At 74.2% G+C, this 25,033-nt stretch carries 32 protein-coding genes; 14 read left to right on the top strand and 18 right to left on the bottom strand.

Annotated features, from left to right (window positions below; all coding sequences use genetic code 11):
- Position 1 precedes the first annotated feature (1 nt).
- The 8 genes from Ae717Ps2_RS25835 to Ae717Ps2_RS25800 form a co-directional block, all read right to left on the bottom strand.
- Complete coding sequence (locus Ae717Ps2_RS25835) at positions 2-214, bottom strand: hypothetical protein (protein WP_020627432.1); 213 nt, start codon at positions 212-214, stop codon at positions 2-4.
- 67 nt (positions 215-281) lie between these two features.
- Complete coding sequence (locus Ae717Ps2_RS25830; protein ID WP_075309543.1) at positions 282-683, bottom strand: hypothetical protein; 402 nt, start codon at positions 681-683, stop codon at positions 282-284.
- On the bottom strand, positions 680-1,153 hold the full coding sequence (locus tag Ae717Ps2_RS25825) for an Asp23/Gls24 family envelope stress response protein (RefSeq protein WP_020627430.1): 474 nt from the start codon (positions 1,151-1,153) through the stop codon (positions 680-682). Before Ae717Ps2_RS25825 ends, Ae717Ps2_RS25830 begins: the two co-directional genes overlap by 4 nt.
- 278 nt (positions 1,154-1,431) lie before the next feature.
- Positions 1,432-1,905, bottom strand: coding sequence for a hypothetical protein (locus tag Ae717Ps2_RS25820; protein WP_075309545.1), 474 nt, complete (start codon positions 1,903-1,905; stop codon positions 1,432-1,434).
- Positions 1,906-2,014: 109 nt separating this feature from the next.
- Complete coding sequence (locus Ae717Ps2_RS25815; protein WP_075309547.1) at positions 2,015-2,830, bottom strand: trans-aconitate 2-methyltransferase; 816 nt, start codon at positions 2,828-2,830, stop codon at positions 2,015-2,017.
- Positions 2,831-2,939: 109 nt separating this feature from the next.
- Entirely contained in the window at positions 2,940-3,482 is a 543-nt protein-coding gene (locus tag Ae717Ps2_RS25810; RefSeq protein ID WP_020627427.1) for a L,D-transpeptidase, read from the bottom strand.
- Between the two features lie 314 nt (positions 3,483-3,796).
- On the bottom strand, positions 3,797-4,123 hold the full coding sequence (locus Ae717Ps2_RS25805; protein ID WP_075309549.1) for a putative quinol monooxygenase: 327 nt from the start codon (positions 4,121-4,123) through the stop codon (positions 3,797-3,799).
- 102 nt (positions 4,124-4,225) lie between these two features.
- Positions 4,226-5,251, bottom strand: a complete 1,026-nt coding sequence (locus Ae717Ps2_RS25800) for an NAD(P)-dependent alcohol dehydrogenase (protein WP_075333987.1) — start codon at positions 5,249-5,251, stop codon at positions 4,226-4,228.
- Between the two features lie 260 nt (positions 5,252-5,511).
- Between Ae717Ps2_RS25800 and Ae717Ps2_RS25795 the strand changes: the two genes are divergently transcribed.
- From Ae717Ps2_RS25795 to Ae717Ps2_RS25765, 7 genes are all read left to right on the top strand, one after another.
- A complete protein-coding gene (locus Ae717Ps2_RS25795; RefSeq protein WP_139320135.1) occupies positions 5,512-6,624 on the top strand; it encodes a hypothetical protein in 1,113 nt (370 codons plus the stop codon).
- Positions 6,625-6,641: 17 nt separating this feature from the next.
- Positions 6,642-7,169, top strand: coding sequence for a PadR family transcriptional regulator (locus Ae717Ps2_RS25790; RefSeq protein WP_075309553.1), 528 nt, complete (start codon positions 6,642-6,644; stop codon positions 7,167-7,169).
- Positions 7,170-7,228: 59 nt separating this feature from the next.
- Positions 7,229-7,675 carry a DUF1707 domain-containing protein gene (locus tag Ae717Ps2_RS25785; protein WP_083696225.1) on the top strand — a complete coding sequence of 149 codons (447 nt, stop codon included), beginning with the start codon at positions 7,229-7,231 and terminating at the stop codon, positions 7,673-7,675.
- Complete coding sequence (locus Ae717Ps2_RS25780) at positions 7,662-8,069, top strand: hypothetical protein (RefSeq protein ID WP_020627421.1); 408 nt, start codon at positions 7,662-7,664, stop codon at positions 8,067-8,069. The genes Ae717Ps2_RS25785 and Ae717Ps2_RS25780 overlap by 14 nt, the downstream gene beginning before the upstream one ends.
- Before the next feature lie 31 nt (positions 8,070-8,100).
- Positions 8,101-8,733 (top strand): class I SAM-dependent methyltransferase, encoded by a 633-nt coding sequence (locus tag Ae717Ps2_RS25775; protein ID WP_020627420.1) that lies wholly within the window; start codon positions 8,101-8,103, stop codon positions 8,731-8,733.
- 14 nt (positions 8,734-8,747) lie between these two features.
- Positions 8,748-9,131, top strand: coding sequence for a hypothetical protein (locus tag Ae717Ps2_RS25770; RefSeq protein ID WP_020627419.1), 384 nt, complete (start codon positions 8,748-8,750; stop codon positions 9,129-9,131).
- Positions 9,132-9,506: 375 nt separating this feature from the next.
- Entirely contained in the window at positions 9,507-9,911 is a 405-nt protein-coding gene (locus Ae717Ps2_RS25765) for a transglycosylase family protein (RefSeq protein ID WP_283160294.1), read from the top strand.
- 59 nt (positions 9,912-9,970) lie between these two features.
- On the opposite strand, the gene Ae717Ps2_RS25760 is transcribed toward Ae717Ps2_RS25765, so the two are convergent.
- The 3 genes from Ae717Ps2_RS25760 to Ae717Ps2_RS25750 form a co-directional block, all read right to left on the bottom strand.
- Positions 9,971-10,981 (bottom strand): TIGR03617 family F420-dependent LLM class oxidoreductase, encoded by a 1,011-nt coding sequence (locus Ae717Ps2_RS25760; RefSeq protein WP_020627416.1) that lies wholly within the window; start codon positions 10,979-10,981, stop codon positions 9,971-9,973.
- 1 nt (position 10,982) lies between these two features.
- A complete protein-coding gene (locus Ae717Ps2_RS25755; RefSeq protein WP_075309559.1) occupies positions 10,983-11,870 on the bottom strand; it encodes an alpha/beta fold hydrolase in 888 nt (295 codons plus the stop codon).
- Between the two features lie 65 nt (positions 11,871-11,935).
- Positions 11,936-12,400 (bottom strand): MarR family winged helix-turn-helix transcriptional regulator, encoded by a 465-nt coding sequence (locus Ae717Ps2_RS25750; protein WP_075309561.1) that lies wholly within the window; start codon positions 12,398-12,400, stop codon positions 11,936-11,938.
- Positions 12,401-12,457: 57 nt separating this feature from the next.
- Here Ae717Ps2_RS25750 and Ae717Ps2_RS25745 point away from each other — a divergent pair, with 57 nt between their 5' ends.
- The gene (locus tag Ae717Ps2_RS25745) at positions 12,458-13,306 is read left to right on the top strand and encodes an alpha/beta fold hydrolase (protein WP_075309563.1); all 849 of its coding nucleotides are present in this window, start codon (positions 12,458-12,460) and stop codon (positions 13,304-13,306) included.
- Positions 13,307-13,369: 63 nt separating this feature from the next.
- On the opposite strand, the gene Ae717Ps2_RS25740 is transcribed toward Ae717Ps2_RS25745, so the two are convergent.
- From Ae717Ps2_RS25740 to Ae717Ps2_RS25730, 3 genes are all read right to left on the bottom strand, one after another.
- Complete coding sequence (locus Ae717Ps2_RS25740) at positions 13,370-14,287, bottom strand: alpha/beta hydrolase (protein WP_075334377.1); 918 nt, start codon at positions 14,285-14,287, stop codon at positions 13,370-13,372.
- Positions 14,288-14,392: 105 nt separating this feature from the next.
- Positions 14,393-16,555, bottom strand: a complete 2,163-nt coding sequence (locus tag Ae717Ps2_RS25735; RefSeq protein ID WP_083695373.1) for a chorismate-binding protein — start codon at positions 16,553-16,555, stop codon at positions 14,393-14,395.
- Between the two features lie 58 nt (positions 16,556-16,613).
- The gene (locus tag Ae717Ps2_RS25730; protein WP_075309565.1) at positions 16,614-17,270 is read right to left on the bottom strand and encodes a nuclease-related domain-containing protein; all 657 of its coding nucleotides are present in this window, start codon (positions 17,268-17,270) and stop codon (positions 16,614-16,616) included.
- A gap of 73 nt (positions 17,271-17,343) precedes the next feature.
- On the opposite strand from Ae717Ps2_RS25730, the gene Ae717Ps2_RS25725 reads away from it, so the two are divergent.
- Entirely contained in the window at positions 17,344-17,844 is a 501-nt protein-coding gene (locus tag Ae717Ps2_RS25725; protein WP_075309567.1) for a DUF1992 domain-containing protein, read from the top strand.
- A 96-nt stretch (positions 17,845-17,940) separates the two neighbouring features.
- On the opposite strand, the gene Ae717Ps2_RS40530 is transcribed toward Ae717Ps2_RS25725, so the two are convergent.
- From Ae717Ps2_RS40530 to Ae717Ps2_RS25710, 3 genes are all read right to left on the bottom strand, one after another.
- On the bottom strand, positions 17,941-18,426 hold the full coding sequence (locus tag Ae717Ps2_RS40530) for an SRPBCC family protein (protein ID WP_075309569.1): 486 nt from the start codon (positions 18,424-18,426) through the stop codon (positions 17,941-17,943).
- The gene (locus Ae717Ps2_RS40525) at positions 18,419-18,742 is read right to left on the bottom strand and encodes a helix-turn-helix transcriptional regulator (protein ID WP_075309571.1); all 324 of its coding nucleotides are present in this window, start codon (positions 18,740-18,742) and stop codon (positions 18,419-18,421) included. The genes Ae717Ps2_RS40530 and Ae717Ps2_RS40525 overlap by 8 nt, the downstream gene beginning before the upstream one ends.
- Before the next feature lie 102 nt (positions 18,743-18,844).
- The gene (locus tag Ae717Ps2_RS25710) at positions 18,845-19,372 is read right to left on the bottom strand and encodes a DUF1707 domain-containing protein (protein WP_083702498.1); all 528 of its coding nucleotides are present in this window, start codon (positions 19,370-19,372) and stop codon (positions 18,845-18,847) included.
- A gap of 167 nt (positions 19,373-19,539) precedes the next feature.
- On the opposite strand from Ae717Ps2_RS25710, the gene Ae717Ps2_RS25705 reads away from it, so the two are divergent.
- Genes Ae717Ps2_RS25705 through aroQ form a run of 3 tightly spaced genes read left to right on the top strand, consistent with a single transcriptional unit; the run spans position 19,540 to position 21,885 of the window.
- Positions 19,540-20,742 carry a sensor histidine kinase gene (locus tag Ae717Ps2_RS25705; RefSeq protein ID WP_158071544.1) on the top strand — a complete coding sequence of 401 codons (1,203 nt, stop codon included), beginning with the start codon at positions 19,540-19,542 and terminating at the stop codon, positions 20,740-20,742.
- On the top strand, positions 20,739-21,407 hold the full coding sequence (locus Ae717Ps2_RS25700; protein ID WP_075309575.1) for a response regulator transcription factor: 669 nt from the start codon (positions 20,739-20,741) through the stop codon (positions 21,405-21,407). The genes Ae717Ps2_RS25705 and Ae717Ps2_RS25700 overlap by 4 nt, the downstream gene beginning before the upstream one ends.
- A 4-nt stretch (positions 21,408-21,411) precedes the next feature.
- Positions 21,412-21,885 (top strand): type II 3-dehydroquinate dehydratase, encoded by a 474-nt coding sequence (gene aroQ, locus Ae717Ps2_RS25695; protein WP_198932352.1) that lies wholly within the window; start codon positions 21,412-21,414, stop codon positions 21,883-21,885.
- Between the two features lie 55 nt (positions 21,886-21,940).
- On the opposite strand, the gene Ae717Ps2_RS25690 is transcribed toward aroQ, so the two are convergent.
- Positions 21,941-22,351 carry a VOC family protein gene (locus Ae717Ps2_RS25690; protein WP_020622320.1) on the bottom strand — a complete coding sequence of 137 codons (411 nt, stop codon included), beginning with the start codon at positions 22,349-22,351 and terminating at the stop codon, positions 21,941-21,943.
- 128 nt (positions 22,352-22,479) lie between these two features.
- On the opposite strand from Ae717Ps2_RS25690, the gene Ae717Ps2_RS25685 reads away from it, so the two are divergent.
- Positions 22,480-23,469 carry a Gfo/Idh/MocA family protein gene (locus Ae717Ps2_RS25685; protein WP_075309577.1) on the top strand — a complete coding sequence of 330 codons (990 nt, stop codon included), beginning with the start codon at positions 22,480-22,482 and terminating at the stop codon, positions 23,467-23,469.
- Between the two features lie 72 nt (positions 23,470-23,541).
- Positions 23,542-25,005 (top strand): peptide MFS transporter, encoded by a 1,464-nt coding sequence (locus Ae717Ps2_RS25680; RefSeq protein WP_075333985.1) that lies wholly within the window; start codon positions 23,542-23,544, stop codon positions 25,003-25,005.
- Positions 25,006-25,033 lie beyond the last annotated feature (28 nt).

The following is a 25,033-nucleotide window of genomic DNA, read 5'->3' as shown; positions in this document are numbered from 1 at the left end:
TTCACCGGACCTTGTCGCGGCCGCGTCCGGACAGCCCCGACCGCTCGGAGAGCTCGGACAGGTCGAGGTCGCCGTCGAGCCAGCGGCCGACGCCGAGCCCGATCGCGCCGAGGATCAGGGCGAGGACGAACCCGCCGAAGCCGCCGACGATGCCGGCGATGGCCAGGAGGAGACCGGCGATCAGGCCGATCTGGGTGTTGGTGGACAGGGACATCACAGTCACGTCCTTCGAGACGAGGAGGTACCGGACGTCCGGGGATGTGGACGGGCGTCCGGGCGGGTCAGGGGGTGGCCGCGGGAGGGACCGGGAGCTCGCCGGTGGCGGGTGCCGAGTCCGACTGCCGGACGGGCGTCGGCTCGGTGGGACCGGCGTAGTCGCCGACCACCACGTCCACCCGCGCGCCCCCGACGACCGGGAGCAGCGCGGTGCGGACCTGGTGGTCGATCTCGGCCACGGAGGCCGGGTAGCGACCGACCACGTGCACCTCGACGGCCGGGGCCGTGGGGTCCACGCGGATGCCGCTCACCCGGCGTCCGGGCAGGTAGGTGGCGACCTCACCGAACCGGCCGCCGTGCAGCTGCGCGACGCCGGGGCAGCCCAGCACCGCGTCGGCGATCCGGTCGGTGTCGATCGCACCCGTGGCGACGATCCCGTCGCCACCCGCGGCGGTACGGGCGCTCACGCCACCCGCGAGGTGGACTCGATCTTCTTCGGCTCCTCGTCCTTGCCGTCGTCCTCGGACGGCAGGTGGACGTCGTCGACCGAGATGTTGACCTCGACGACCTCGAGCCCGGTCATCCGCTCCAGGGCGGAGATGACGTTGCGGCGCACGGCCTTCGCCAGGTCGGCGATGGAGACGCCGTACTCGACGACGACGTTGATGTCGACGGCGGCCTGCTTCTCGCCGACCTCGACCGACACGCCCTGCGAGGCGTTGGTGGTGCCGCCCGGGATGCGCTCGCGCAACGCGCCGAACGCGCGGGCCGCGCCGCCGCCGAGGGCGTAGATGCCACTGACCTCGCGGGCGGCCAGCCCGGCGATCTTCGAGACGACGGTCTCGGCGATGCGGGTGCTGCCGTGCTCGGACTGCAGGGCCGACGGGGTGCCGGTGACAGCCGGGGCCTTGGTCGCCTTGGTCTCGGTGGTGCTCATGTGTGCCTCCAGGTCATGGCCCGGTATCGGGCCTCACAGTGGCCGGATCGGGGGCCGGTTCGCACCGGTGGTGCCCTGTCGATCCGCTCGACACACATGGGAGTCCCGGGGGTGGCGCATCCTCACGGACCAATTTGGGTGGTCGTCGTCACACCTGCGCTCCGCCGATGGGTCGCTGACCTGGGCAGAGAGCGTCCGACCTGCGAAGGGAGGCTGTGGCGGGGCCCGGATCCTGCGGGTTTGCGATCACGTGTTCGGGTGTTCATCGGACGTGGTGGTCAGGCGGGCGGCAGGCCGATCGTCCAGCCGGTGACGTCGCGCAGTGCCACCTGCCAGCAGGCGGGTTCGCCGTAGTTCGGCCCGCCCGCCGCGGTCGGGACCACGAGCGCGTCGGTGAAGTAGATCCAGTGGATGTCCTTCGTCGGGACGTCCGGGCCGGGGCGCTCGTCGCCGCGACCGCCGGCCATCTCGTCGAACATGTCGGCCATCGACGCCGCGGACTCGTTGCCCGGATCGTCGGCGGTGAGCCGGCGCAGCTGGTCCCCCAGCCCGCGCAGCCAGGCCGAGGGGTGCACGGCGTTGCCGAACACCAGCCCGGCCGGGGTGGCGACGGTGAGCGGGACGCTGTTGCGCTCGTCGCGGTAGGCGATCGACAGCACCGCCTGCAGGTAGCTCGGTGCGCTCAGCTCGGGGATGGTGACCACGCGCTGTGCGTCGGCCATCCCGGCGGGTCCGTCGGCGTCGACCGTCATGGCTCCGGACGGTAACCAGGAACCGCCCGGTCACGACAGGTCCACGTCGACCTGACGAGAACGCCCGGACGGTCCAGCGACCGCACCGCCACCCGGCCCAGTCGACCCCTCAGGATCGACGTGCGCGGACTGCGACGCCCGGCTCCGGGCGGCGCGGGGACGGCACCGCGACCTCGGGGTGGACGACGACGGCGAAGCGGGCCCCGGCGCCGTCGGGACCGACACCGTCGACGGTCTCGTGCGCCCGGACCGTCAGTCCGCGGGCGGTCGCGGCGGCGACGAGCGTCTCGTGCACCCGGTCGGCCGTCCCGGCCTGACCGAACGCCCCGCGGTAGTGGTAGGCCAGCAGCATCCCGCCCGGCCGCAGGCGGTCCAGCAGGGCGGTCAGGCCGACCCGCAGCGTGACCGTTTCCCAGTAGTAGAGGACGTCGGAGCAGACGATCAGGGCGAAGTCGCCCTCGGGCATCTCGTGCGGGAGCGTGCGACGGACGAAGGTCCCCGACGGCACCCGGGCGGCGGCCCGCTCGACCGCGGCCGAGCAGATGTCCACCCCGAGCAGAGCCGCGGTGTGCCCGGCGAGACGGACCGACAGGTCGCCCTCGCCGCAGCCGACCTCCAGCACCCGGTCGAAACGGCGGCCGGCGAGCGCGTCCATGACGGTGCCGTACTTCTGCTGCTCGTAGGCCGACAGCCCGATCGAGTACGGGTCAGGGCTGCGGTAGGGCCGGTCGTGCGTGCGGCGCCCCCAGCCCGGCTGCCAGAGCCAGGTCTGGCCGGTCCAGCGGGGGTCGTGGGCGTCGCGGCCGAGCCGGGCCAGGCCGCGCACCGGGACCGCGGCGGCCCGCGCGCCGCCGCTGAGGGAGAGCCGGGCGACCCGCCGGGCGTGGTCGATCGGCGTGCGACGGACGGGTCGGCTCTCGGCCATCGGGCGCTCCGGGGGACGTGCGGGTGATACGTCCGGTGTGTCGCGGCACGACCGTCTCCGCGTTACGCCGGACGTCCCAGCAGCCCCCGATGCGGTGACTCCCCGCGAGCTAGCCCTTACGGGCCGCTGTCTCCTCGGATGCCTTCACGACCTGCACCTGGTCGCCGATCTGCAGGTAGTCGAAGTACGCCTTGGCGTCGGCCGGCGGGACGTGGATGCAGCCCGCGGAGGAGCGGTTCGGGTCGCCGCTGTGGAAGGCGATGCCGCCGTCGTTGAAGAAGACCGACCACGGCATCGGAGCGGGGTCGCCGTTGGGCAGGCGCGACTCCTCGCTCTTGTGCTCGGCGTCCTTGCGGTAGACGCGCAGCGAGTGGCCGACCGGGGTCTCCTGGCCGTTGCCGCCGGAGGAGATGCCGATCGGGCCGCGGATGACCTTGCCGTCCTGGATGAGCCAGGACCGCTGCGAGTCCAGGTCGACGCACGCCTTGGCGGTGATCGAGCAGGGGGTGCCGGGGACGAGCGGCTGCGCGCGGGCCTGCTCGGCCGCGGGGGAGGCGGCCAGGGCGGTCCCGGCGACGGCGACACCCGCGATGGTGGCCAGTCCGAGGCCCAGTGCGACGAGGCGGCGGGGCCGCTGCCGGACGGTGTCCATGGGGTGCTCCTGTTCGTCCGCGTCGCCCGGGGCGGCGACGCCACGTGATCGTTCCGTCACTGTGGGAGACGCGTGGGGAACGCCCAGGTTGCGTGACGAAAGGTTCGGCCGTGCCGGGTCAGTCTGCACCCCGTTCCCGACCGGCCCGGACGCGGTGCGCTCCCGTCCCGATCACCCGGAAGGACCGTCTCGGTTCCGATGTCCGGTCCGCCCGGGTTCCTCCGTCCGGTGCGGTCGGGCCACCTGCCCGCTCCGCTCCCGACACGACGATGCCGGCGACCCGTGGGGCCGCCGGCATCGTCGGGAGGGTCGGGTCAGTGCGGGGTGACCTCGCCCATCTCGACCCAGGCGTCCTTGCCGTCCTCGCTCTGGAAGTTGATGAGCGGCTTCTCCGGCACGACCGAGCCCATGAAGTCGAAGAACTTCTGCGCGTGGTCGGTCTTCACGTGGGCGTCGCCGGCCGCGCTGTTCTTGAAGACCTCCACGATCACGAACTCGTTCGGCTTCTCGAAGTTCTCGTAGTAGTCGAAGGAGATGTTGCCCGGCTCGGAGTTCACGTCCTTCGTGTACTGCGCGATGCCGGTCAGCCACTCCTCGCGCTTGTCCGGGCGGATCTGTGCCTTGAGCACGATGAGGATCATGTGAGCCTCCGGTCACGGTCGTCGGGAACGTCGCGGGGATCGTTCCACGGATCGGTGGCGTGCGGGCGTCTCAATCAGGGACGCCCACCGGGTTGACAGCGCTCAGGAGAACGTCGCGGTGTCGATCACGAAGCGGTAGCGCACGTCGCCCCGCACGACCCGCTCCCAGGCCTCGTCGACCTGGTCGCAGGAGATCGTCTCGATGTCGGCGCCCAGGCCGTGCTCGGCACAGAAGTCGAGCATCTCCTGGGTCTCGCGGATGCCACCGATCTTCGAACCGGCCAGGCTCCTGCGGCTCGCGACGAGGGAGAAGCCGTGGTACGAGAGCGGGCCCTCCGGCACGCCGACGTTGACCATCGTCCCGTCGAGCTTGAGCAGTCCGAGGTAGGCGTCGACCGGGATCTGCGCGGCGACGGTGTTGACGATCAGGTCGAAACGGCCCGCCAGCTCGCTGAACGTGCTCTCGTCCTCGGTGGCGAAGTAGTGGTCCGCGCCGAGCCGCTTCCCGTCCTCCTGCTTGGACAGCGTGCGGGACAGGACGGTCACCTCGGCGCCCATCGCGGCGGCGATCTTCACGCCCATGTGGCCGAGGCCGCCCATGCCGACGATCGCGACCTGCTTGCCGGGGCCGGCGTTCCAGTGGTGCAGCGGCGAGTACAGGGTGATGCCGGCGCACAGCAGCGGAGCGGCGACGTCGAGCTCCACGCCGTCCGGGATGCGCAGCACGTAGTTCTCGTCGACCACGATCTGCGTCGAGTAGCCGCCGTAGGTCGGCTCGCCGTCGTACTGCCGGCCGTTGTAGGTCTGCACCTCGCCCTTGAGGCAGTACTGCTCCTCACCGGCGAGGCAGTTCTCGCACTCGCGACAGGAGTCCACGAAGCAGCCGACGCCGACGCGGTCGCCCACCGCGTAGCGCGAGACCTGGTCGCCGACGGCGGAGACGACTCCGGCGATCTCGTGGCCGGGGACCATCGGGTAGATGCCCTCGCCCCACTCGTCGCGGGCCTGGTGGATGTCGGAGTGGCAGATCCCGGCGTACGCGATGTCGATGACGACGTCGTGCGGCCGCGGGTCGCGGCGCTCGATGGTGCCGCGCTCGAACGGCTTGTTCGGACCTGCGGTCTTCATGGCGGACACGGTCGTGGGCACGGTTCCTCCTCGTGGCGTCGCTACCGACGCCGTGGTTCGGGTGTGGCCGGGCGCCGATGCCACGGCGGGATGCGCGGCCGGTCGTACGGCCGCATCGCCATGTGTCTACCCATTGATCGTTGTGTGCGATGCATCGACGGGCTGTGCGTCACGTCTCCCACCCGCGGAGGAGTGCCGGGCGCAGAGGATCGGTCGGACGAGGGATCCGCGACCGTGCCGTGGCGCCCTACCGTCGGCCCATGACCGGGACGAGGGGGGACGCCGCGGTGCGGCGGGAGGACGCTGTGGACGGCGCCGCGGTGGCCGGGGCGGCGGAGGCGGCGGCGCCGCGACCGTGGTGGAACCGGGTGGCGTGGGCGCTGCACGCGCTGCTGCGGTTCGTCCTGATCCTGCTCATGCAGCCCTACGTCTGGTCCAAGCTCACCTTGACCCAGATGGGCCGGGCCGACTACTCCGAGGCGCTCGTCATGACCGGCGAGAAGAGCCCGATGGGGCTGCTGTGGGGGTTCATGGCCTACTCCCCGGTGATCCAGTTCCTGGCCGGGTTCGCCGAGCTCGTCGTCGTGCTGCTGCTGGTGTTCCGGCGCACGGCCTGGATCGGCGGCCTGCTCGGGACCGTCGCCCTCGGCACGGTCTTCCTGCTGAACATGACCTACGACGTGCCGGTCAAGCAGCTCGCACTCGCCCTGACGGTCGGGTTCGCGCTCGTCGCGGCCCCCGAGCTGCCACGGGTGGTCCGGTTCCTGGCCGGGCGTCCGACGGCGGCGACCGAGGGGTCCCCGCGGCTGCTGCCGTGGCCGCGGGTCCGCCGGGTGACCCGATGGCTGGTCCCGGTGCTCGGACTGGTGCTGATCGCCGCGCAGGGCGCGCTGTTCCAGCAGTTCCAGCCCCCGTTCCAGCGCTCCGACATCGCGCTCGCCGGGGTCTACCGGGTCGTGGAGGACCCGACGGCCCCCGCCGCCCGGCTCGCCGACGACCGGCGCTGGCAGCACGTGGCCGTGGGGCAGTGGACCTACGTCGGCCCGTCGCTCCCGGTACCCGGCTACCCGCAGACCGGCTCCGCCGGGATCTCGGTGCGGCTCGCCGACAGCACCGTCGTCCGCGGGACCTGGCGGCCCGTCGGGGACCGGACGATCCGGGTCGAGTGGAACGCGCCGCAGTCCGGCGCGACCTCACTGGTCGAGCCCGCCGTCCGGACCGCCGAGCTGACCTGGACGCCCCGGCCCGACGGCCGGGTCGAGCTGACCGGGGACGGCCAGCGGCTCGTGCTGGAGAGCGACCCCGAGCTGCGCTTCCTCTACGACCGCGGCTTCTCCTGGGATGCGGGGAACGAGGCGGCCGTCCACCGCTGAGGCCCTACGCTGGCCCGATGCTTCCACGGCTCGGGCTCGCCGAGTGGGTCGTGCTGGCCGTGGCCGGCGAGCGCCCGGTGCACGGTTTCGCCGTCGCCGCGCTCACCGCCGCCGACGGCGAGCTGGGCCGGGTCTGGCAGATCCCGCGCCCGGTCGTCTACCGGGCGATCGGCAGGCTGGTCGACGCCGGCCTGATCACCGCCGAGGCCGTCGAGACCAAGGGTGGCCCGCCCCGCACCCTCTACGCCGCCACCCCCGCCGGCCGCGGCCACGTCGACGCGTGGCTGGGCATCCCGGTGCCGCACGTGCGGGACCTGCGCTCGGAGTTCCTGCTCAAGCTGGCGGTGCTGCACCGGCACGGCCGGGACGCGACCGCGCTGGTCGAGGCCCAGCGCCGCGAGCTGGCCCCGATCGTCGCGGCGCTGCGGGCGGAACAGGACCGCGCCGCAGCGGCGGGGGACGGCGGCGACGAGTTCGACCGGATGCTGGCCGCCTGGCGGCGCACCTCGGCGGAGGCGGCGCTGGCCTTCCTCGACGAACTCTGACTCGCAGTCCCGAAACGGATAGTGGATAGTTCCGGTATCCGACTGGGAGGGTGGTCGTGGTGGACGTACGCATCGGTGACGCCGAGCGGGAGCGCGCACTGGAACGGCTCGGCAGGCACGTGGGGGACGGGCGGCTCGACCTCGCCGAGTTCTCCACCCGCAGCGAGCAGGTGGCCGCGGCGCGCACGGCGTCCGAGCTGGCCGCCGTCGAGGCGGACCTGCCCCGGCTGCCGCGTCCCGTCGACCCGGAGCGCGAGCGGCGGGTGCGCCGGGTCGTCCTGGCCGCGACCTGGGGGCCGTGGGCGCTGACCGCGGTGATCGTCCTGACGATCTGGGCCGCCGTCGCACTGGGCGGGGGCGGAGGGTACTTCTGGCCGATCTGGGTGATCGGGCCGTGGGGTGCCCTGCTCGCACTCGGCACGCTCACCGGCCGCTCGGTCGCCGGTCCGTGCGGGCGGGCGAGAACCGCCGCGGAACGGGTACACCGGGTGCATGCCCCGTCGTGACCTGACCTGGATCCCCCGCCTGCTGGGCGCCGCCACCGCCGCTTACGGTGCGGCCGTCGCCGCGAAGCCGGAGGTGCTGCTGTCGCCGACGAAGCTGTCCGGCGGCGGCCGGACCCCGTCCGCGGGCACCACGCTGCTCGCGCGGGCGGTCGGCGGGCGCGACCTCGCGTCCGGCCTGGCCATGGCCCTGGCCCCGGCCGGGACCCCGCTCAAGGCCGCGATCGCGGTGCGGGTCGGCGCCGACGTCGTCGACCTCGTGGTGCTGGGCTCGCAGCTCCCCGACCGCGACGCCAGGGAGAAGGCGACCATGGTCGCCGCCGGCTGGGGCGCGCTGTGCGCGCTCTCCCTGCTCGCCGCCGACCCGCCGCGCCGGGGGTTGCTCGGGCGCGCATGACAGCCCACGGACCGTCCATCATGATCGGGCGATGGCCACGAGCACCGGGGGCGACCCCCATCTGGAACGCGCCTACTCGCTGAGCGGCCCGGCCGACGCCCGGGCGCTCTACGACGAGTGGGCCCCCACCTACGACGCCGATCTCTCCGGCGAGGCCCAGGGCTACGTCGCGCCCGCGGTCACCGCGGACGCCGTCGTCGCGGCCGCGGGCCCCGGCGGCGAGATCCTCGACGCCGGCTGCGGCACCGGGCTCGTCGGCGTCGCCCTGCGCGAGCGCGGTGCGACCACCGTCGACGGGATCGACCTGTCGCCCGGGATGCTGGACCGGGCCCGCGCCACCGGGGCGTACCGGGACCTGCGCGAGGCCGACCTGACCGCCGCGCTGGCACTGCCCGACGACTCCTACGACGTCGTCGTCTGCGTCGGGACGCTCACCCACGCCCACGTCGGACCCTCGGCGCTCGCCGAGTTCACCCGGGTCGTGCGGCCGGGCGGGTACCTGGTCGCGACCGTCCTCGACGACGTCTGGGAGTCCGGTGGCTACCGTGCCGAGGTCGACCGGCTCGCCGCCGCCGACGTCTTCGAGGCCGTCTCGATCGAGGTCGCGCCCTACCGGTCAGGGCAGCAGGTCGACTGCCGCCTCCTGGTGCTGCGGGTGCGGTAGGCGAGGATGGCCCCATGAGCGACGACCGCGGCCTGGTGACCGGACGCCGGATCCTGACCGTGCTGCTGGTGCTCTCGGCGGCCGTGCACGTCCGGCTCGCGTTCGGCGCCACCGGGCCGGTCCTGGCCGGGCTCGACGGGCTCGTCGCCGCGGCCGCCGTCGTGTCGCTGCTCCTGCTGCTGCGCCGGACCGACGGTCCGGCGCTGCTCGCCTGTGCCGTCGCCGGCGGGCTCGGTGTCGCGCTGTTCCTCGTGCCCGGGCTCCTCGCCGTCGCGCAGGGGGCGAACTGGACCGCCTGGCTCGACGCGTGGTCGTTCGGCGGTCTGCTGCTCGACGCGATGGTCGTGCGGATCGCGGTGTTCACCCTGCGCCGGGCCGAGGGCGTACAGCGCCGTTGAGACCGGTGGAACATCTCCGGATCGAAAGTATCGATGCCTTTCCGGTCGGTTCCGTGATCGGCAGAAAGTGCCTCTGAGCTGCGATGACGTGCTGCGCCGTTATCGTCGTGTGATACGTCACCGGTCATCCGCTTGACCTGATCTCGGCCGGTCGGCGACCTTCGTGGTCGCTCCGGTCCGTTGGACCGGGCTGCACCGAAGCGCCGGAACCGCCCACGCCACCACGGCCCCGTCCCGCGGTCCCCGGCCAGTCGATCTGCACGGACCGGGACGGGGCCGCGGGCCGCGAGTCCCCTCGCGTCGACACCGGCACTGCGCTCCCCGCGCGACCGGCCCGCCCGGAAAGCCGTGGGTCCGGACCTCAGGTGATCAACAATGAGCAGCACTCGCATGTCCATCCGTGGGCGTTTCGTCGGAACTCTCGTCGCCGGTGTCCTGGCGTTCGGCGCTCCGCTCGCCCTGGCCGGGCCCGCGACGGCCGCCCCCGAGACCTCGGCCCAGGTCGCTCCCGCGGCGGTCGTGGCGCCGACGCAGTCCGTCTCCACCTCGACGTGGGACAAGCTCGCCGAGTGCGAGTCCAGCGGGAACTGGAACACCAACACCGGCAACGGCTTCTCCGGCGGCCTGCAGTTCACGCAGTCCACCTGGAAGGCCTTCGGTGGGTCGGGCAAGGCGCACAACGCCAGCAAGTCCGAGCAGATCCGCGTCGCCGAGAACGTCCTGGAGGCCCAGGGCTGGAAGGCGTGGCCGGCCTGCTCCAAGAAGCTGGGCCTGCGGTAGTACGCAGCACGACCGGCGGCCGGTGACCCGACTGGGTCACCGGCCGCCGTCGTGCGTGCTCAGGCCGCCCGCAGCCGGGTGACGACGTCGAGCACCAGGGCGGGGTCGGCGTCGTAGGGGGTGTTGAGCGACACCCGGTCGACGAGGTCCCGGTAGCGGTCCGCGATCCCGGAGACGACCGTGGCCGGGTCCCCGGAGACGGCGAACAGGCCCAGCAGGTCGTCGTCGACGAGGCCGGCCATCTCGTCCCAGGCCTGCCGGCGCGACAGCCCGTTGAGCTCGTCGGCGAGCGCCCCGCGGCCGTGGTGCTCCAGCACCGGGCGGTACGGCGGGGTGGAGGCGTAGAAGGCGATCTGACGGCGCACCCCGGCCTCGGCCACGGCCCGGGCGTCGGCATCGGCGCCCAGGACGGTGAAGACCGGCAGGCAGACGTCGAAGCCGGTGAGGTCGTCCCGGCCCCGCCCGCGGCGCAGCGCGGGCAGCGTCACCTCCGCCAGGTACGACGGCGAGGTCAGCGAGTGCGCCAGCAGACCGTCGGTCACTCGGCCCGCGACCTCGGTCATCCGCTCGCCCACCGCGGCCAGCATCACCGGCGGCATCCCGTGCGGGTTCGGCCCCGGCGAGAAGAACTCGGTCATCAGGGTGTGGGAGTAGAACTCGCCGCGGTGGTGCAGCCGGTCGCCGGTGGCCCAGGCGTGGAAGATCGCCCGCAGCGCGGAGACGAAGTCCTCCATCCGGGCGGCGGGCCGGCTCCACGGCATCCCGAACCGGCGCTCGATGTGCGGGCGGACCTGCGAGCCCAGCCCGAGATCGAACCGGCCGCCGGAGAGCAGCTGCACGTCGTTGGCCTGGTAGGCCAGCGTCATCGGAGTGCGGGCGAAGGCCACCGCGATCGCGGACTGCAGCCGGATCCGGCTGGTGGCCCGGGCGGCCAGCGCCAGCGACACGAACGCGTCGTGCGCGGTCTCGGGGACCGACAGGGCGTCGTAGCCCGCGGCCTCCGCGGCGACCGCGGCCGCCTCGGTCTCGAGCGGGGAGGCGGAGAAACCGCCGGTGGTGTCGACGCGCACCTCAGGCGTCCCGCTTCCCGGGGACGACGCGGTCGAGCCAGGACAGCAGGTCCGCGACGACCTCGTCGCGGTTGGTCTCGTTGAACACCTCGTGCCGGGCGCCCGGCCACACCTTCAGCGTGACGTCGTGCAGCCCGGCCTCGGCGTAGCGCTCGACCAACGGCCGCACCAGGGCCAGCCCGGCGTTGACCGGGTCCTCGTCCCCGACGACGACGTAGACCGGCAACCCGCCCGGGATCCGCTTCAGGGTGGCGACGTCGCCGAGCGGCCGGCCCGCGGCGAACATCGCCTGCGTGCCGGGCAGGTCGATGCCGAAGCCGCAGCGGGCGTCGGCCACGTAGGCGTCGACCTGCGCGGGGTCGCGGCTGAGCCACTCGAAGCCGGTGCGCTGCTCGAACGGCGCGTTGAACGACGAGAGGTCCAGCGGCGCCGACAGGTCCAGCCCCTGCTCCATGAGGTCGAGCAGCGCGGTGCCGGACAGCACCACCGCGTCTGGCGGGGTCCCGTCCGCGACCAGGAACTGCTGCACGGCGAACGAGCCCATGCTGTGGCCGAGCAGCACCAGCGGGGCGCCGGGGTGCTCGGTGCGGGCGTGCGCGGACAGCAGCCCGATGTCGGTGACGAGCTGGGCCCAGCCGTCGTCGCCGAGGAGGCCGAAGTTCTCGGGCCCGCCCGCGGTGGCGCCGTGGCCGCGGTGGTCCTGGGCGTAGACGGCGAAGCCGCGCGCGGTCAGCGCCTCGGCCAGGGGGAGGTAGCGCAGGGCGTGCTCACCCATGCCGTGGGTGATCTGGACGATCCCGCGCACCGGGTCGCCCGCCTCGCCGGGGAGCCAGCGGTAGGCGGTGACGGCGGTGCCGTCGCGGCCGGAGAAGGTGAACGTGTCGGACATGCGTGGGCACCGCCAGTGGTGAGGGGTCGATCTCGGTCGGATCGTGCGTCACGGGGCCGAGGGGGTCAATGCCCGCCGCCGGGTTCGACCTCGGCGAGGTCGGCGACCATCGTCGCGAGGACGCGCAGGGTGGCGTCGACGTCGGCGGCCGGGAGGCGCTCCGCGACCGCCCGCAGTCGGGCGTGCTCGCGCCCGACGACGTCGTCGATCACCGCACGGCCGGCCGCGGTCGTGGCGACGAGCTTGGATCTGCGGTGCCGCGGGTTGTCGATCCGCTCGACCAGCCCCGCGGCGAGGGCCTCGTCCACCATGCGCTGCACGAACTGGCGGCTCAGCGACTGCGACCGACCGATCTCGGGCACGGTCATCGGGCCGTGCCGCCGGAGCTGGTCGAGGACCGCCCGCACCCCGGCGGACACCCGGTTCTCCGGCGCCATCCCCTCCACCTCGTGCAGCACCCGCCGGTAGAGCGGGCCCACCAGGACGTACACCTCGGCGAGCTTCTCGGCGGTCCGGTCGATGTCGGTCACCCGGCAAGTATGACACCTTAGTTGTCAATCCGGCCGAATCATGACACCTTAGGTGTCATGACCCTCGCTCTCGCCCGGAGTACCGTCCCGGGGTTCCTGCCCGTACCGGGCGGTCGCATCGCCTACCGCGACACCGGTCCGCATCCCGACGGGCGGCCGCCGCTGGTCCTGCTGCACGGCGGAGCGCTCGACGGCCGCATGTGGGCCCGGCAGGGCGAAGCGCTGTCGGCCCGGCACCGGGTCGTCGTCCCGGACGCGCGCGGGCACGGCGCCTCGTCGGACCCGGGACCCGACGGGTACCGCCCGCACGACGACGTCGTCGCGCTGGTGGAGCACCTCGGTACCGGTCCGGTGGTGCTGGTCGGGCTCTCGATGGGCGCGCGGACCGCCTTCGACACCGCGCTGGAGCGGCCCGACCTCGTCGACCGGGTCGTGCTCAGCGGCGCCGGTGCCGGTGCGCCCACCTGGACCGGCCCCTGGATGCTCGACAGGCTGGCCCGCTGGGAGCAGGCCCGCCTCGACCTCGACGCCGAGCGCTGGATCTCGGTCTTCCTGGAGTTCGTGCCCGGACCGCACCGGACGGCGGCCGAGGTCGACCCGGAGGTGCTCGCCGAGGTCCGGCTGATGGCCGTCGACATGCTCGCCCACCACCTGCCCACGGACCCGGCCGCGCCGCCGCCGATCGGCTTCCTCGACGACGCCCTGGACCGGGCCCCGGCCCTGGCCGTGCCGCTGCTCGGCGTCGTCGGCGAGCTGGACTCCGACGACCACCTGCGGATCGTCACCGACACCGTCGAACGGGTCCCCGACGGGCGGCTCGTGACGGTGCCGGGCACCGCCCACTACCCGAACATGGAGCGTCCTGCGGAGTTCGCCCGGGCGCTGGGCGAGTTCCTCGGCCGGTAGGCGTCTGGTCCCGCGGAACCGGTCCGCGAGCCGGTCGCGCTGCTGCCGGACCTGGCCGGGTGGTCAGCCGCCGCGCGCGCCACGCAGCCAGGCGACCGAGCGCGCCGTGAAGTCGTCGGCGATCGCGATGCCCTTGCCCCAGCCGTCGAAGCCGTGCGGGGCGCCGGGGACGACGTCGAGCTCGACCGGCACCCCGGCCTCGCGCAGCCGTCGCGCGTAGGTGACGTCCTCGTCGTGGAACAGGTCGACGTCGCCGACGCCGATCCAACCGGGCGGCAGCCCCGACAGGTCGGGGCGACGGGCGGGCACCGCGTACGGGGCGGGCTCGCCGGTCCCGGGTGGGCGCCCCAGGTAGGCGTGCCAGCCGACCTCGTTGTTGCGGTTGTTCCACACCCGGTGCGGGGGCCGGTCGAGCTCGCGGCGGGCGGCGGTGCGATCGTCGAGCATCGGGTAGACCAGCCACTGCGCGACCGGCTGCGGGCCGCCCTCGTCGTGCAGGCGCTGGACCAGCGCGGCGGCCAGGCAGCCCCCGGCGCTCGCCCCGCCGACGGCGATCCGCGCCGGGTCGATCCCCAGCCGGCCGGCGGCGTCGCGCAACCAGGTCCAGCCGGCGTGGCAGTCGTCGAGCGCGGCCGGGAACGGGTCACCGGGGGCGAGCCGGTAGTCCACCGAGACGACGACGATCCCCAGCTCCGCGGCGAGCTCGCCGCACCGCTCGTCGTCGATCATGGGGGAGCCCAGCACGAGGCCGCCGCCGTGGAACCACAGCAGCGCCGCGGGCGTCGTGCGGTGGTCGGGGACGTGCACGCGCAGCAGCGGCGGGCCCGGATGCGTGGTCGACCGGACCCCGTCGACGGCGGCGGGCCTGCCGCGCCGGGACAGTCGCTGCAGCAGGCGCAGGAACCGGGGGCGGTGCAGCGGGAGCGGCGGGACCCAGCGCAGGGGGCGGCGCAGCTCGGTGGCGATCCGGTCGGTGCTCACGACCCGATCCTGCCGGTGCGGGCCGGCCTCGCACACCTCGTGGTGACTCGCACGGTCCGCGGGGCTACGAGGTGTCCGGAACGCGTGCGAGGTCGGGCGGGGCGGTCAGCCCGGCAGGGCCTCGGCGAGGCGGCGGGTCAGCGGGTCCGGGCCGTCCCAGCGCGCGACGGTGCGGCCGTCGCCGTCGACCCGGCGCACCCACTGCACCCCGCGCAGCGCGTTGACCAGCAGGAACCCGTCGGCCTCGGCGAGCGCGGCCAGGGGCAGCCGCGCGATGCGCACGGCGTCGGGGCCCACCAGGTCGAGCAACGCGCGTCGGCCGGTGCCCGGGAGGATGCGGCCGTCGAGCGGGGGGACCCACAGCCGCCCCCGGTGTACGGCGGCGACGGCGGACCGCGTCGTCTCCAGCACCAGCCCCGTCGGGTCGCACAGCAGCGGCGTGCCGTCCCCACCCGCCGTCGTGGCCTCGTGGGCGTCGAGCCACCGCCGGTCGGCGAACTTGTGGGACTCGCCGTCGGCGCTGCGCCCGACGACGGCGACCACACCGCCCTGCGCGTCGAGCGGGACCGGCCCGGGCCAGGGGACCGCGCGCACCGTGACCCGCGACGGGTCGTCCGGCGCCGCCTCGACCCGGACCCGGTGGTGCCCGGCAGCCCCCGCGACGGCCGCGGCGACCTCGGCCTCGACCCGCGCGTCGAGGGGGCGGCCGGTGACCGCGAGGTAGGAGCGACGCAGCCGGGCCGCGTGCTCGCCGACCCGGTGGGCCCGGCCGTCGACGCAGGCCAGCGTCTCGAACAGGCCCGCGGCCCGGTCGGCGGGCCGTCCGACGTGCGGCCGGACCGGCCGTGGCGGGCCGTCGAGCGCGGCCAGGACCGGGGCGGCCTTGGTCAGGACCTCGCCGAACTCCTCCGCCGGGTCGGAGTCGACGGTGATGCCCCCACCGACCCCGAGCCGGCCGGTGCGGCTGCCGTCGGGCCCGGCGGGGCCGAGGTCGAGGGTGCGGATCGCGACGTTCAGCTCCAGTCCGGCCAGCGGGCTCACCCCGCCGACGGCGCCGGTGAACAGTCCGCGGTCGCCGTCCTCGCAGTCGGCGATCACCTCGCAGGCCCGGATCTTCGGCGCCCCGGTGACCGAACCCGGCGGGAACGTGGCGGTGAGCAGGTCGGCGTCGGTGACGTCCTCGCGCAGGGTCGCGTGCACCCGCGACACCAGGTGCCACACCCCCGGGTGCGGTTCGACGGCGAGCAGCCGCCCCGGCCGCACCCCGCCGGGCCGCGCCACCCGGGCGAGGTCGTTGCGCATCAGGTCGACGATCATGACGTTCTCCGCCGCGTCCTTCACCGAGGCGCCGAGCCGGGCACGTTCGGCGTCGTCGGCGTCGCCGCCGGTGCGCGGTCGGGTGCCCTTGATCGGTGCGGTGGTGACCCGGCCGCGGGCACGGCGCAGGAACAGCTCCGGGCTCGCGCCCACCGCCGCCCGCTCCGGCGTCACGACGAGCGCGGCGCGGGCGGGCGCGACCGGCTCGACGAGCCGGGCCCACGCCTCGTGCGGGTCGCCGTCGAGCCGGACCTCCAGCCGGGTCGCGATGTTGGCCTGGAAGATCTCGCCGCGCCGGATCTCGGTGACGCACCGCTCGACCGCGGCCAGGTGCGCGTCCCGGTCGGGCCACCGGGTGACCGCGATCCGGGCCGTCCGTTCCGGCGCCGGTCGGGCGAGGTCGGCGCACAGCCGCGCGTACCGGCGCTCGGCCGAGCAGGTGTCGGGGTGCACCGCGCGCGGGTGGTCGGGCAGGCCCGGCAGCGGGGCGCCGCAGGCGACCAGCGCCTCGAACCACCAGCGCTCGCCGTCGTGGCGCAGCACGTCGCGGTACCAGGACAGCGCCGCCGTCGGTCGCACGCCGGGCGGGGCGTGGTCCACCAGCCCGAACCAGCCGCCCCCGACAGCCGTGTCGATGCTTGCGTCGATCCCTGCGTCGGTCCCGGTGCCGGTTCCGGTGTCCGCCCCCGCGTCCCGGGGCGCGCCCGGGGTCGCCTGCGGACTCGCGGACCGCGGCGGCGCGTCGAGCACGGCGAACGGGTCGGCCCCGGCCGGCGCGGTGAGCACGGGGTCGGTGGCGACGAGCGCCCCCCAGGACCAGCTCCCGCCGAAGGCCACCAGCCGCGGCCGGTGGGCGAGCCGGCGCACCGCCGCCGCCACCCCGGACGGCGCGACGTCCGCCGGGATCGGGACACGGTGCAGCCCGGTCCGGGCCGGTGCGGTCGAGGTCACCGGGAGAGCATGCTGATCCGCCCCCGCGCGGGGAAGGTGCCGTGACCCGGCGCACGCCTCACCCCCAGCTCTCCGGGCGCCGTGCCACGGCGTGGATCCGGTCCACCTCCCACGGGTCGAGGACCGGTGTCAGCCCGCGCAGGGCGTGCACCAGCGCGCCCTCGGTGGCGACCACGACGTCGTCGGGCCAGCGGCGCACCCGGATCGGCGCCCCGACCAGCGCGACCACCGGGCGGACCGGCGTCGAGGCGGCGGCAGGCCCGAGACGGGGGAGCAGCAGCTCACGGACCCGCTGCGCCTCGGCCCGGGCCCGCGGGACGGCGTCCGTGGCCGTCCCGGCGACGACCAGCCGCTCGCCGTCGAGCAGCAGGGAGCGGCCCCGGTGGTGGCGGGTGTCGATGACGCAGATGCCGGGCGGTCCGATCAGGACGTGGTCGAGATCGGCGGCGCCGCCGTCGAGCGGGACCGAGTGCAGGACCTGCCACGCCGCGGGCCTGCCGAGCAGCCGGTCCCGTCGGGTCCGCCCGGTCAGCGCGGTCAGCAGGTGCGCGGTGCGCTGCTCCCCGTCGGCTCCGAGGCGCCAGTTGCGGTCGGGGAACCCCGCGCTCCGCTGCTGCGCCGCGACGTGCCCGGCCCGCCGGCCGGGGTAGTGGCGCGCCAGGTCGAGGGCGCGGGAACGATCGGTGGTGGGTGTCGTCGAGGAGGTCGTCGTCATGGCCGGGAGTGTGCACCCGGGCACCGACAGGAATTGGTGCCCGCCGGTACCGTCGCGGTGGGGTGGTGCAGCCATGAACGGTGTGGACCCGCGGTTCGAGTCGCCGGTCGACCGGGCGATCCGGGAGGCCGTCGAGCGGGGCGACTTCGACGACCTGCCCGGCAAGGGCAAGCCGTTGCCCGGCGCGGGACGGATCGGCCCGGTCGACGAGAACTGGTGGATCCGCGGCTACCTGGAGCGGGAGGGCGTCCCGGGTGACGCGCTGCTCCCGCCGTCGCTCCAGCTGCGCAAGGAGCTGGACCGGATCGACGAGACCGTCACCCGCTTCGTCGACGAGCGCCGCGTGCGCGAGCACGTCGAGGAGGTCAACTCCCGGGTCGTCGACCACATGCGCCACCCGATGGGCCCGCGCGTCCCGATCCGCAGGCTCGACGCCGACGAGGTCGTCGCGCGGTGGCACGCGGCCCGGGAGCGCCGCCGCGCCGCCGCCCGGCCCGCCACGGTGGGGCCCGGCACCGGGTCGGAGCCCGGAAGACGGTCCCGCGGCTGGTGGGCCCGCCTGTTCGGCCGCTGAGACCGTCGCTCACGGCGCCCGTCGGCCACCGGGACCGGGCCGTCGCCGGGCCCGGTCGGCGGTCCGGGCCGACGGTGAGCAGGTCCGGGCGCGGCCTCACCGGGCAGGCGCCGCCGGTGTCCGTGGTGCGAAGTGGCCGGGGGAGGCCAGCGGACGGCCGGTCTCCAGCAGCGTCTTGAGCGCGGACAGGATCGCGGGCCAGCCCTCGCCGACGTCGCGGGCGTCCCGTGCGCCCTGCTCGTCGTCGGTGAAACCGGTGTGGACGACCTGCAGCTTCACCGCCTCGTCGCCGAACGGGGAGAGCGCGAACTCGACGACGGTCGGCGGCCGCCCCGCGGCCCGTTCGGCGCGGCCGGTGAAGGTGTAGGACAGCCGGTGCGGCGGCTCGACGGCGAGGATCTCGCCGATGAAGTCGTCGTGGTCGGGGTGGACCGCCTCCAGCGGGCTCCCGACGCGCCAGTCCGAGGTCAGCTCCGCGCCGCCCCAGTACTGCATGGTGAACTCCGGCGTGGTCAGCGCCCGGAACACCTGCTCGGCGGTGCTGCGGATGTAGGTCGTGTAGACGTAGCGACGCTCACTCATCGTTCTCCTCCAGCGCCGCGCGCAGGGCGGTGACCGCCTGCACCCGGCTGCGCTCGAACTTCCCGATCCACCGGTCGTGGATCTCCTGGATGGGGACCGGGTCGAGGTGGTGGAGCTTCTCCCGGCCGCGCCGCAGGGTCGTCACCAGTCCGGCGGCCTCCAGCTGCGCGAGGTGCTTGGACACGGCCTGCCGGCTCATGTCCAACCCCTCGCACAGCGCGCCGAGCGTCGACTCACCCTGCTCGTGCAACCGGTCGAGGATGCGCCGTCGCGTCGGGTCCGCGAGTGCGCGGAAGACGGCGTCCAGGTCGGCCACGCGACCAATTATGCAACTATTTGGTTGCCTGTCAATCGTCGTCGGTCCAGGCGACCGCGAGCAGTACGTGCACCGCCCGCCCGGCCTGCTCGGCGACGGCGGTCACCGCAGTTCCTCGGGCAGCTCCTCGTCCGGTGAGACCTCCCGCTCGGCCCGCCGGGAGTGCACGAACAGGATCAGTCCCAGCCAGAACGCCGGCCCGATCGGCGCGAACAGCGGCGCCGGCCCGAGCACCGCGCCCAGGACCAGCAGGAGCAGCACGACGACGGTCACCCCGGCGTGGATTCGCAGGTTGCGCCGTGCGCGGGGGGTGAGCGGACCACGCCGGGGGTGCCGCGGCCGCGGCGGGCGGGGCAGCCCGGCGAGCAGCGGGACGAGCTCGTCGCGGGTGCGGGCGGCGTAGGCGGCGGCCTGCCGCTCGTCGGACTCGGCGAGGGTCAGCCGCCCCTCGGCGGCGGCGGTCCGCAGCCGGGCGGTGACGTGCTCGCGCTCGGAGTCGGAGGCGAGCACGGCGTCCGACCGGAGCGGAGTCGCCGGGCCCTGCGTGGCCGGTGTGGCCGGGAGCGGTGTGGCCGGTGCCGGGGTGGTGTCCGGTCCGGGTGCGGGACGGGTGTCCGGAGTCGCTGTCATGACGGCCAGCGTCGCCGTGCCGGGGGGCGCGCGCGTCCCCCCGCGGTCGCCGATCCCGCTGCCCCCACAGGGGGAGGAGCGCCCCTCCGCGTACTCCCTCGGGGGTAGGGCACCGGTCATCGTCCGGACGACGCCCGCTGTCGGTTCCCCGGTCTACGGTGTCCCGCGTGCCCGCCGACCGACGTCCGAGGTGGGGTCCGATCGCGCGGGTCCTCGTCCCTGCCCTGGTCGTCGGCCTGCTCACCGCGGGCGGGACGGCGTTCACCGTCGCCCGCAACGCGCGGTACCCGGACCCGGGCACGACGGCGCTCCCGCTCGACGTGCTCGCCGTCGTGCTCCTCGCGGCGGGGCCGGTCGCGCTGCTGTTGCGGCACCTGGACCGGGTCGTGGCGCTCGCGGTGTGCGCGGCCGCCGTCGTCGTCTACCTGGGTCTGGGGTACCCGCTGATCGGGCCGCTGGGGTTCGCGTTCGCCGTGGCGCTGGTGTCCGCGGTCGCCGCGGGGCACCACCATCGGGCCCTCGCGGTGGTGGTCGTCGCGGCGGCGGTGCTGGCCGGGTGGCTGCTCGTGACCGGGCGGCCGATCCCGTGGCCGGCGACCGCCCCGGTGCTGGCCTGGCTGGCGGCGCTCGTCGCGGCCGGTGCCCTGTGGCGGGTGCGGCGCGAGCGCACGGCGCAGGCCCGGCGGGCCGCCGAGGCCGAACGTCGGCGCAACGCCGACGCCGAACGGCTGCGCATCGCCCAGGAGCTGCACGACGTGCTGGGCCACCACGTCTCCCTGATCAACGTGCAGGCCGGGGTCGCGCTCTACCTGATGGACGACGATCCGGAGCAGGCCCGCACCGCGCTCACCGAGATCAAGCGGGCCAGCCGCGACCTGCTGCGCGAGATGCGCTCCACCCTCGGGGTGCTGCGTGGGGTCGACGAGCAGGCCCCGCGTGCGCCCACCCCCGGTCTGGACCGGCTCGACGCGCTGCTCGACGAGGTGCGTGCCGCGGGGCTGCCGGTGCGGCGCGCCACCGAGGGGACCCCGCGGCCGTTGCCCACGGGGGTCGACCTGGCCGCGTACCGGATCGTGCAGGAGTCGCTGACCAACACGCGTCGGCACGCGGGGGCGGGCACCGCGGTGGTCACGCTGCGGTTCGGCGACGACGCGCTGGACCTGACCGTCGACGACGACGGTGCCGGCCCCGCCCCCGGCGCAGTGGACGGCACGGGGCTGACCGGCATGCGCGAGCGTGCGCGTTCGGTCGGCGGGGCGTTGGCGGCGGGGCCGGGCCCGGAGCAGGGGTTCCGGGTGCACGCCCACCTGCCCGCACCCCCGGCCGGCCCCGCCGCCGACCACCCCACGACCCCGGGAGCCGACAGGTGATCCGTGTCCTGCTCGCCGACGACCAGGCGCTCGTCCGCTCCGGGTTCCGCGCGCTGCTCGGCTCCCAGCCCGATCTGGACGTGGTCGCCGAGGCCGCCGACGGCGCGCAGGCCGTCGCCGCGGTCCGCGACCACCACCCGGACGTCGTGCTCATGGACATCCGGATGCCCGGCACCGACGGCATCACCGCGACCCGGGAGATCACCGGCGACCCGGACCTCGCCGGCACCCGGGTCGTCGTCCTGACCACGTTCACCGACGACTCCTACGTCTTCGACGCGATCCGCGGCGGTGCCAGCGGCTTCCTGGTCAAGGACTCCGAACCGGCCGACCTCATCCACGCCATCCGGGTCGTCCACAGCGGGGATGCCCTGCTCGCCCCGGCGGTCACCCGCACCCTGATCGCCGAGTTCGCGGCGCGCTCGCGGGGCGGCCCCGACGGCACCGTCCGGCTCGACGAGCTCACCGACCGCGAGCGGGAGGTCCTCGCCGAGGTCGCGGCCGGGCTGTCCAACGACGAGATCGCCGCCCGCCTGCACATGAGTCCGACGACGGCGAAGACCCACGTCAGCCGCACGATGACCAAGCTGGGTGCGCGGGACCGCGCGCAGCTGGTCGTCCTGGCCTACGAGTCGGGCCTGGTCCGCCCCGGCTGGCGCGGCTGAGAGGATCACGGGTGTGACCACCGTCTTCGTGTTCAACGGCCCGAACCTCAACCTGCTCGGGACCCGCAAGCCGGAGGTGTACGGGACGACCGTGCTCACCGACGTCGAGGCGCTGTGCCGGGAGTCGGCCGCCGCGCACCACCTCGAGCTGGACTTCCGCCAGACCAACCACGAGGGCGTCCTCGTCGACTGGATCCACGAGGCCGGTACCGCGGTGAAGCGCGGCGACGCGATCGGCCTGGTCCTCAACGCCGCCGCCTACACCCACACCTCGGTCGCGCTGCACGACGCGATCGAGGGCGCCGAGCTCCCCACGGTCGAGGTGCACATCTCCAACGTGCACGGTCGTGAGACCTTCCGGCACCACTCGTTCGTCTCGCCGGTGGCGGCCGGGATCGTCGTCGGGTTCGGCATCGACGGCTACGCGCTCGCGATCGACGGACTCGTCCGCAAGGTGCGCCCGCTGCGCGCGGTCTGACTCGTGCTGGTCGGTCTGCCGCCGCACCCCGCGCGCGGCGGAGGACCGACCGGGCTCACTCCCCGGCGACGGCCGACGGGTCCATCCACACGAACTCGAGGTGGTGGCCGTCCGGGTCGTCGATGCCGCGGCCGTACATGAAGCCGTGGTCCTCGGTCTTGCCGGACAGGGTGCCGCCGGCGGCCAGACCGGCCTCGATCAGCCGGTCGACCTCGTCGCGGCTGTCCACGCCGAAGGCGTTGATGACCTCACGGGCGGTCCGCGGGTCGGCGACGCCGGGCTGCTCGGTGAACTCCCGGAACCGGTCCTGGGTCATCACCATCACGACGATGGCGTCGCTGACGACGAACGAGGCGGTGCGCTCGTCGGAGAACTGCTCGTTCAGCCCGAAACCGAGCGCGGAGTAGAAGGCCTTCGCCGCGGCGAGGTCGGCGACCGGCAGGTTGACGAAGATCATGTTCGGCATCGCGGGCTCCTGTGTGGATCTGGCTCCGGGGGTTCCGGTGCCGTTCGAAGGGGTGGACCGCGCGCGGTGACCGGACTCATCGGTCGGCCGCCGGGAACTTCCCGCCGGGGCCGGGCAGGATCGGGGCCATGAGCGTGAAGTGGGGAATCATCGGTCCGGGCCGCATCGCCGACGCCGTCGCGCCGGACTTCGCGCACGTGCCCGGCGCCGAGCTCGTCGCCGTCGCGTCACGTTCCGCGGAACGCGGCGCGGAGTTCGCCCGCCGGCACGGGATCGAGCGGGTGCACACCGGGTACCGGGCGATCCTCGACGACCCGGACGTCGACGTCCTCTACGTCGCGACCCCGCACCCGCAGCACCGGGCGATCGCCCTGGCCGCGATCGAGGCGGGCAAGGCGCTGATGGTGGAGAAGGCGTTCACCGTCAGCTCCGTCGCGACCCGCGAGATCGCCGCGGCCGCCCGCAACCGGGGGGTGTTCGTGATGGAGGCGATGTGGACGCGGTTCTTCCCCGCCGTCGTCCGGCTGCGTGAGCTCGTCGCCGAGGGCGCGATCGGTGAGGTCCGCTCCGTGCAGGCCGACCTCGGGGTGCGCAACCGCACCGCCGACGACGACCGCTTCTTCTCCCCGGAGCTGGGCGGCGGTGCCCTGTTCGACCTCGGCGTCTACGTGGTCTCCTTCGCCCAGATGATGCTCGGCAGCCCGAGCACGGTCGCCGCGAGCGGCGCGCTCACCCCGTCCGGTGTGGACCTGGAGGAGTCGATCCTGCTCGGCTGGCCCGACGGCCGCAGCGCCGCGCTGCAGGTCAGCCTGCAGTGCGCGATGCCCGGCTCGGCCCGGGTGATCGGCACCGAGGGCTGGATCGAGGTGCCGCCGCGGTTCCACCACCCGGACCGGATCGTGGTGCACCGGCACGGCGCCGAGCCGGAGGAGCTCGTGCTGCCGGCCACCGGGCGTGGCTACAGCCACGAGATCGAGGAGGTGACCCGGCGGGTCGCGGCGGGGGAGACGGAGAGCCCGGTCATGCCGCTGGCGGACACCGTCGCCGTCCAGGACGTCATGGCCGCCGTGGCGGACCGGATCGGGATGATCCCGGAAGAGGGGCCGGCGTCCCTCTGACGGGTCGCGATGCGGTGACGGTCACCGGTCACGCGCTTTACGATCGTTGCGCCGCGGAGTAGACCGAACGGCGTGTCCGACACCACGACCACCCCCCAGCGCCGGGAGAGGACCTTTCTCGGCCACCCCGTCCAGCTCGCGACGCTCTTCGGCGTCGAGATGTTCGAGCGGTTCTCCTTCTACGGCATGCAGGGGATCCTGCTCATCTACATGTACTACTCGGCCACCCAGGGCGGCCTGGGGCTGGACGAAGGGGTGGCGGCGGGCATCGTCGGCGCCTACGGCGGCACCGTCTACCTCTCGACGATCCTCGCGGCCTGGTCCGCCGACCGGCTCTTCGGGCCCGAGCGGGTGCTGTTCGGCAGCGCCGTCTCGGTGATGGCGGGACACATCGCGCTGGTCCTGGTCCCCGGTGCGGCCGGGCTCGCGGTCGGCCTGGTGCTGGTCGCGTTCGGCAGCGGCGGGATCAAGGCGAACGCCTCGACGATCCTGGCCTCGCTCTACGGCCCGGGCGACGACCGTCGCGACGCCGGGTTCTCGATCTTCTACCTGGGCGTCAACATTGGCGCCTTCAGCGGGCCGCTGCTCACCGGCGTGCTGCAGTCGACGTGGGGCTTCCACATCGGCTTCGGCGCCGCCGCGATCGGCATGGCGATCGGACTGGTCCAGTACTGGTTCACCCGGCGCGCGCTCCCGGCGTCGGGCTGGGTCGTCCCGAACCCGCTCCCGGCCGCCACCCGGACCCGGGCCGGGATCGGCGCGGTCGTGCTGCTGGTCGTCATCGGTGTCCTGATCGCCACCGACGTGATCACCGCCGACCGGCTGAAGTGGATCGTGTTCGGAATCGTCCTGGTCGCGACCGTCTCCTACTTCACGTTGATGCTGACCAGTCCCAAGGTGGACCGCGTCGAGCGCCGCAGGGTGCTGGCGTTCGTGCCGATGTGGCTCGCCTCGGTGATGTTCTGGGCGATCTTCCAGCAGATCTTCACCGTGCTCACCATCTACGCCGACAAGCGTCTGGACCGCACGATCCTCGGCTGGGAGATGCCGGTGACCTGGGCCCAGTCGATCGAGCCGGTCTTCGTGATCCTGCTCGCCGGTGTCTACGCGACGGTGTGGACCGTGCTCGGGCCGCGCCAGCCGTCGTCGCCGATGAAGATGGCGATCGGCACCGTCGTCATCGGCTTCGCGGTCCTGCTGTTCGTGCCGTTCGCGGGCACCGGGGCGAACGGCACGCCGCTGCTCGCGCTCGTCGGGATCCTGCTGGTGTTCTGCCTGGCGGAGCTGTTCACCTCCCCGGTCGGGCAGTCGCTGTCGACCAAGCTGGCGCCGCAGGCGTTCCAGACCCAGATGGTGGCGCTGTTCTTCCTGTCGGTCTCGATGGGCACGGTGCTCTCCGGCCTGCTGGCCGAGCTCTACAGCGAGGCCGCCGAGGCGGCCTACTTCGGCATCACCGGCGTGACGGCGATCGTGGTCGGCCTCGTCGTCGTCGCGCTCGTGCCGAAGCTGAAGGTGCTGATGGAGGGCGTCCGCTAGGTCCTGATCGAACACCGGTTCGATCCGT

This window comes from Pseudonocardia sp. Ae717_Ps2, from assembly GCF_001932475.1.
In the GTDB taxonomy this organism is placed as follows: domain Bacteria; phylum Actinomycetota; class Actinomycetes; order Mycobacteriales; family Pseudonocardiaceae; genus Pseudonocardia.
This window is presented reverse-complemented; position numbering and strand designations above follow the sequence as displayed.

Bases quoted from the DNA above. Each gene is read 5' to 3' on its own strand.
- Ae717Ps2_RS25835 (WP_020627432.1), bottom strand. From the start codon at position 214: ATGTCCCTGTCCACCAACACCCAGATCGGCCTGATCGCCGGTCTCCTC.
- Ae717Ps2_RS25825 (WP_020627430.1), bottom strand. From the start codon at position 1,153: ATGAGCACCACCGAGACCAAGGCGACCAAGGCCCCGGCTGTCACCGGC.
- Ae717Ps2_RS25820 (WP_075309545.1), bottom strand. From the start codon at position 1,905: ATGACGGTCGACGCCGACGGACCCGCCGGGATGGCCGACGCACAGCGC.
- Ae717Ps2_RS25815 (WP_075309547.1), bottom strand. From the start codon at position 2,830: ATGGCCGAGAGCCGACCCGTCCGTCGCACGCCGATCGACCACGCCCGG.
- Ae717Ps2_RS25810 (WP_020627427.1), bottom strand. From the start codon at position 3,482: ATGGACACCGTCCGGCAGCGGCCCCGCCGCCTCGTCGCACTGGGCCTC.
- Ae717Ps2_RS25805 (WP_075309549.1), bottom strand. From the start codon at position 4,123: ATGATCCTCATCGTGCTCAAGGCACAGATCCGCCCGGACAAGCGCGAG.
- Ae717Ps2_RS25800 (WP_075333987.1), bottom strand. From the start codon at position 5,251: ATGAAGACCGCAGGTCCGAACAAGCCGTTCGAGCGCGGCACCATCGAG.
- Ae717Ps2_RS25795 (WP_139320135.1), top strand. From the start codon at position 5,512: ATGACCGGGACGAGGGGGGACGCCGCGGTGCGGCGGGAGGACGCTGTG.
- Ae717Ps2_RS25790 (WP_075309553.1), top strand. From the start codon at position 6,642: ATGCTTCCACGGCTCGGGCTCGCCGAGTGGGTCGTGCTGGCCGTGGCC.
- Ae717Ps2_RS25780 (WP_020627421.1), top strand. From the start codon at position 7,662: ATGCCCCGTCGTGACCTGACCTGGATCCCCCGCCTGCTGGGCGCCGCC.
- Ae717Ps2_RS25775 (WP_020627420.1), top strand. From the start codon at position 8,101: ATGGCCACGAGCACCGGGGGCGACCCCCATCTGGAACGCGCCTACTCG.
- Ae717Ps2_RS25770 (WP_020627419.1), top strand. From the start codon at position 8,748: ATGAGCGACGACCGCGGCCTGGTGACCGGACGCCGGATCCTGACCGTG.
- Ae717Ps2_RS25765 (WP_283160294.1), top strand. From the start codon at position 9,507: ATGAGCAGCACTCGCATGTCCATCCGTGGGCGTTTCGTCGGAACTCTC.
- Ae717Ps2_RS25755 (WP_075309559.1), bottom strand. From the start codon at position 11,870: ATGTCCGACACGTTCACCTTCTCCGGCCGCGACGGCACCGCCGTCACC.
- Ae717Ps2_RS25745 (WP_075309563.1), top strand. From the start codon at position 12,458: ATGACCCTCGCTCTCGCCCGGAGTACCGTCCCGGGGTTCCTGCCCGTA.
- Ae717Ps2_RS25730 (WP_075309565.1), bottom strand. From the start codon at position 17,270: ATGACGACGACCTCCTCGACGACACCCACCACCGATCGTTCCCGCGCC.
- Ae717Ps2_RS25725 (WP_075309567.1), top strand. From the start codon at position 17,344: ATGAACGGTGTGGACCCGCGGTTCGAGTCGCCGGTCGACCGGGCGATC.
- Ae717Ps2_RS40530 (WP_075309569.1), bottom strand. From the start codon at position 18,426: ATGAGTGAGCGTCGCTACGTCTACACGACCTACATCCGCAGCACCGCC.
- Ae717Ps2_RS25710 (WP_083702498.1), bottom strand. From the start codon at position 19,372: ATGACAGCGACTCCGGACACCCGTCCCGCACCCGGACCGGACACCACC.
- Ae717Ps2_RS25690 (WP_020622320.1), bottom strand. From the start codon at position 22,351: ATGCCGAACATGATCTTCGTCAACCTGCCGGTCGCCGACCTCGCCGCG.
- Ae717Ps2_RS25685 (WP_075309577.1), top strand. From the start codon at position 22,480: ATGAGCGTGAAGTGGGGAATCATCGGTCCGGGCCGCATCGCCGACGCC.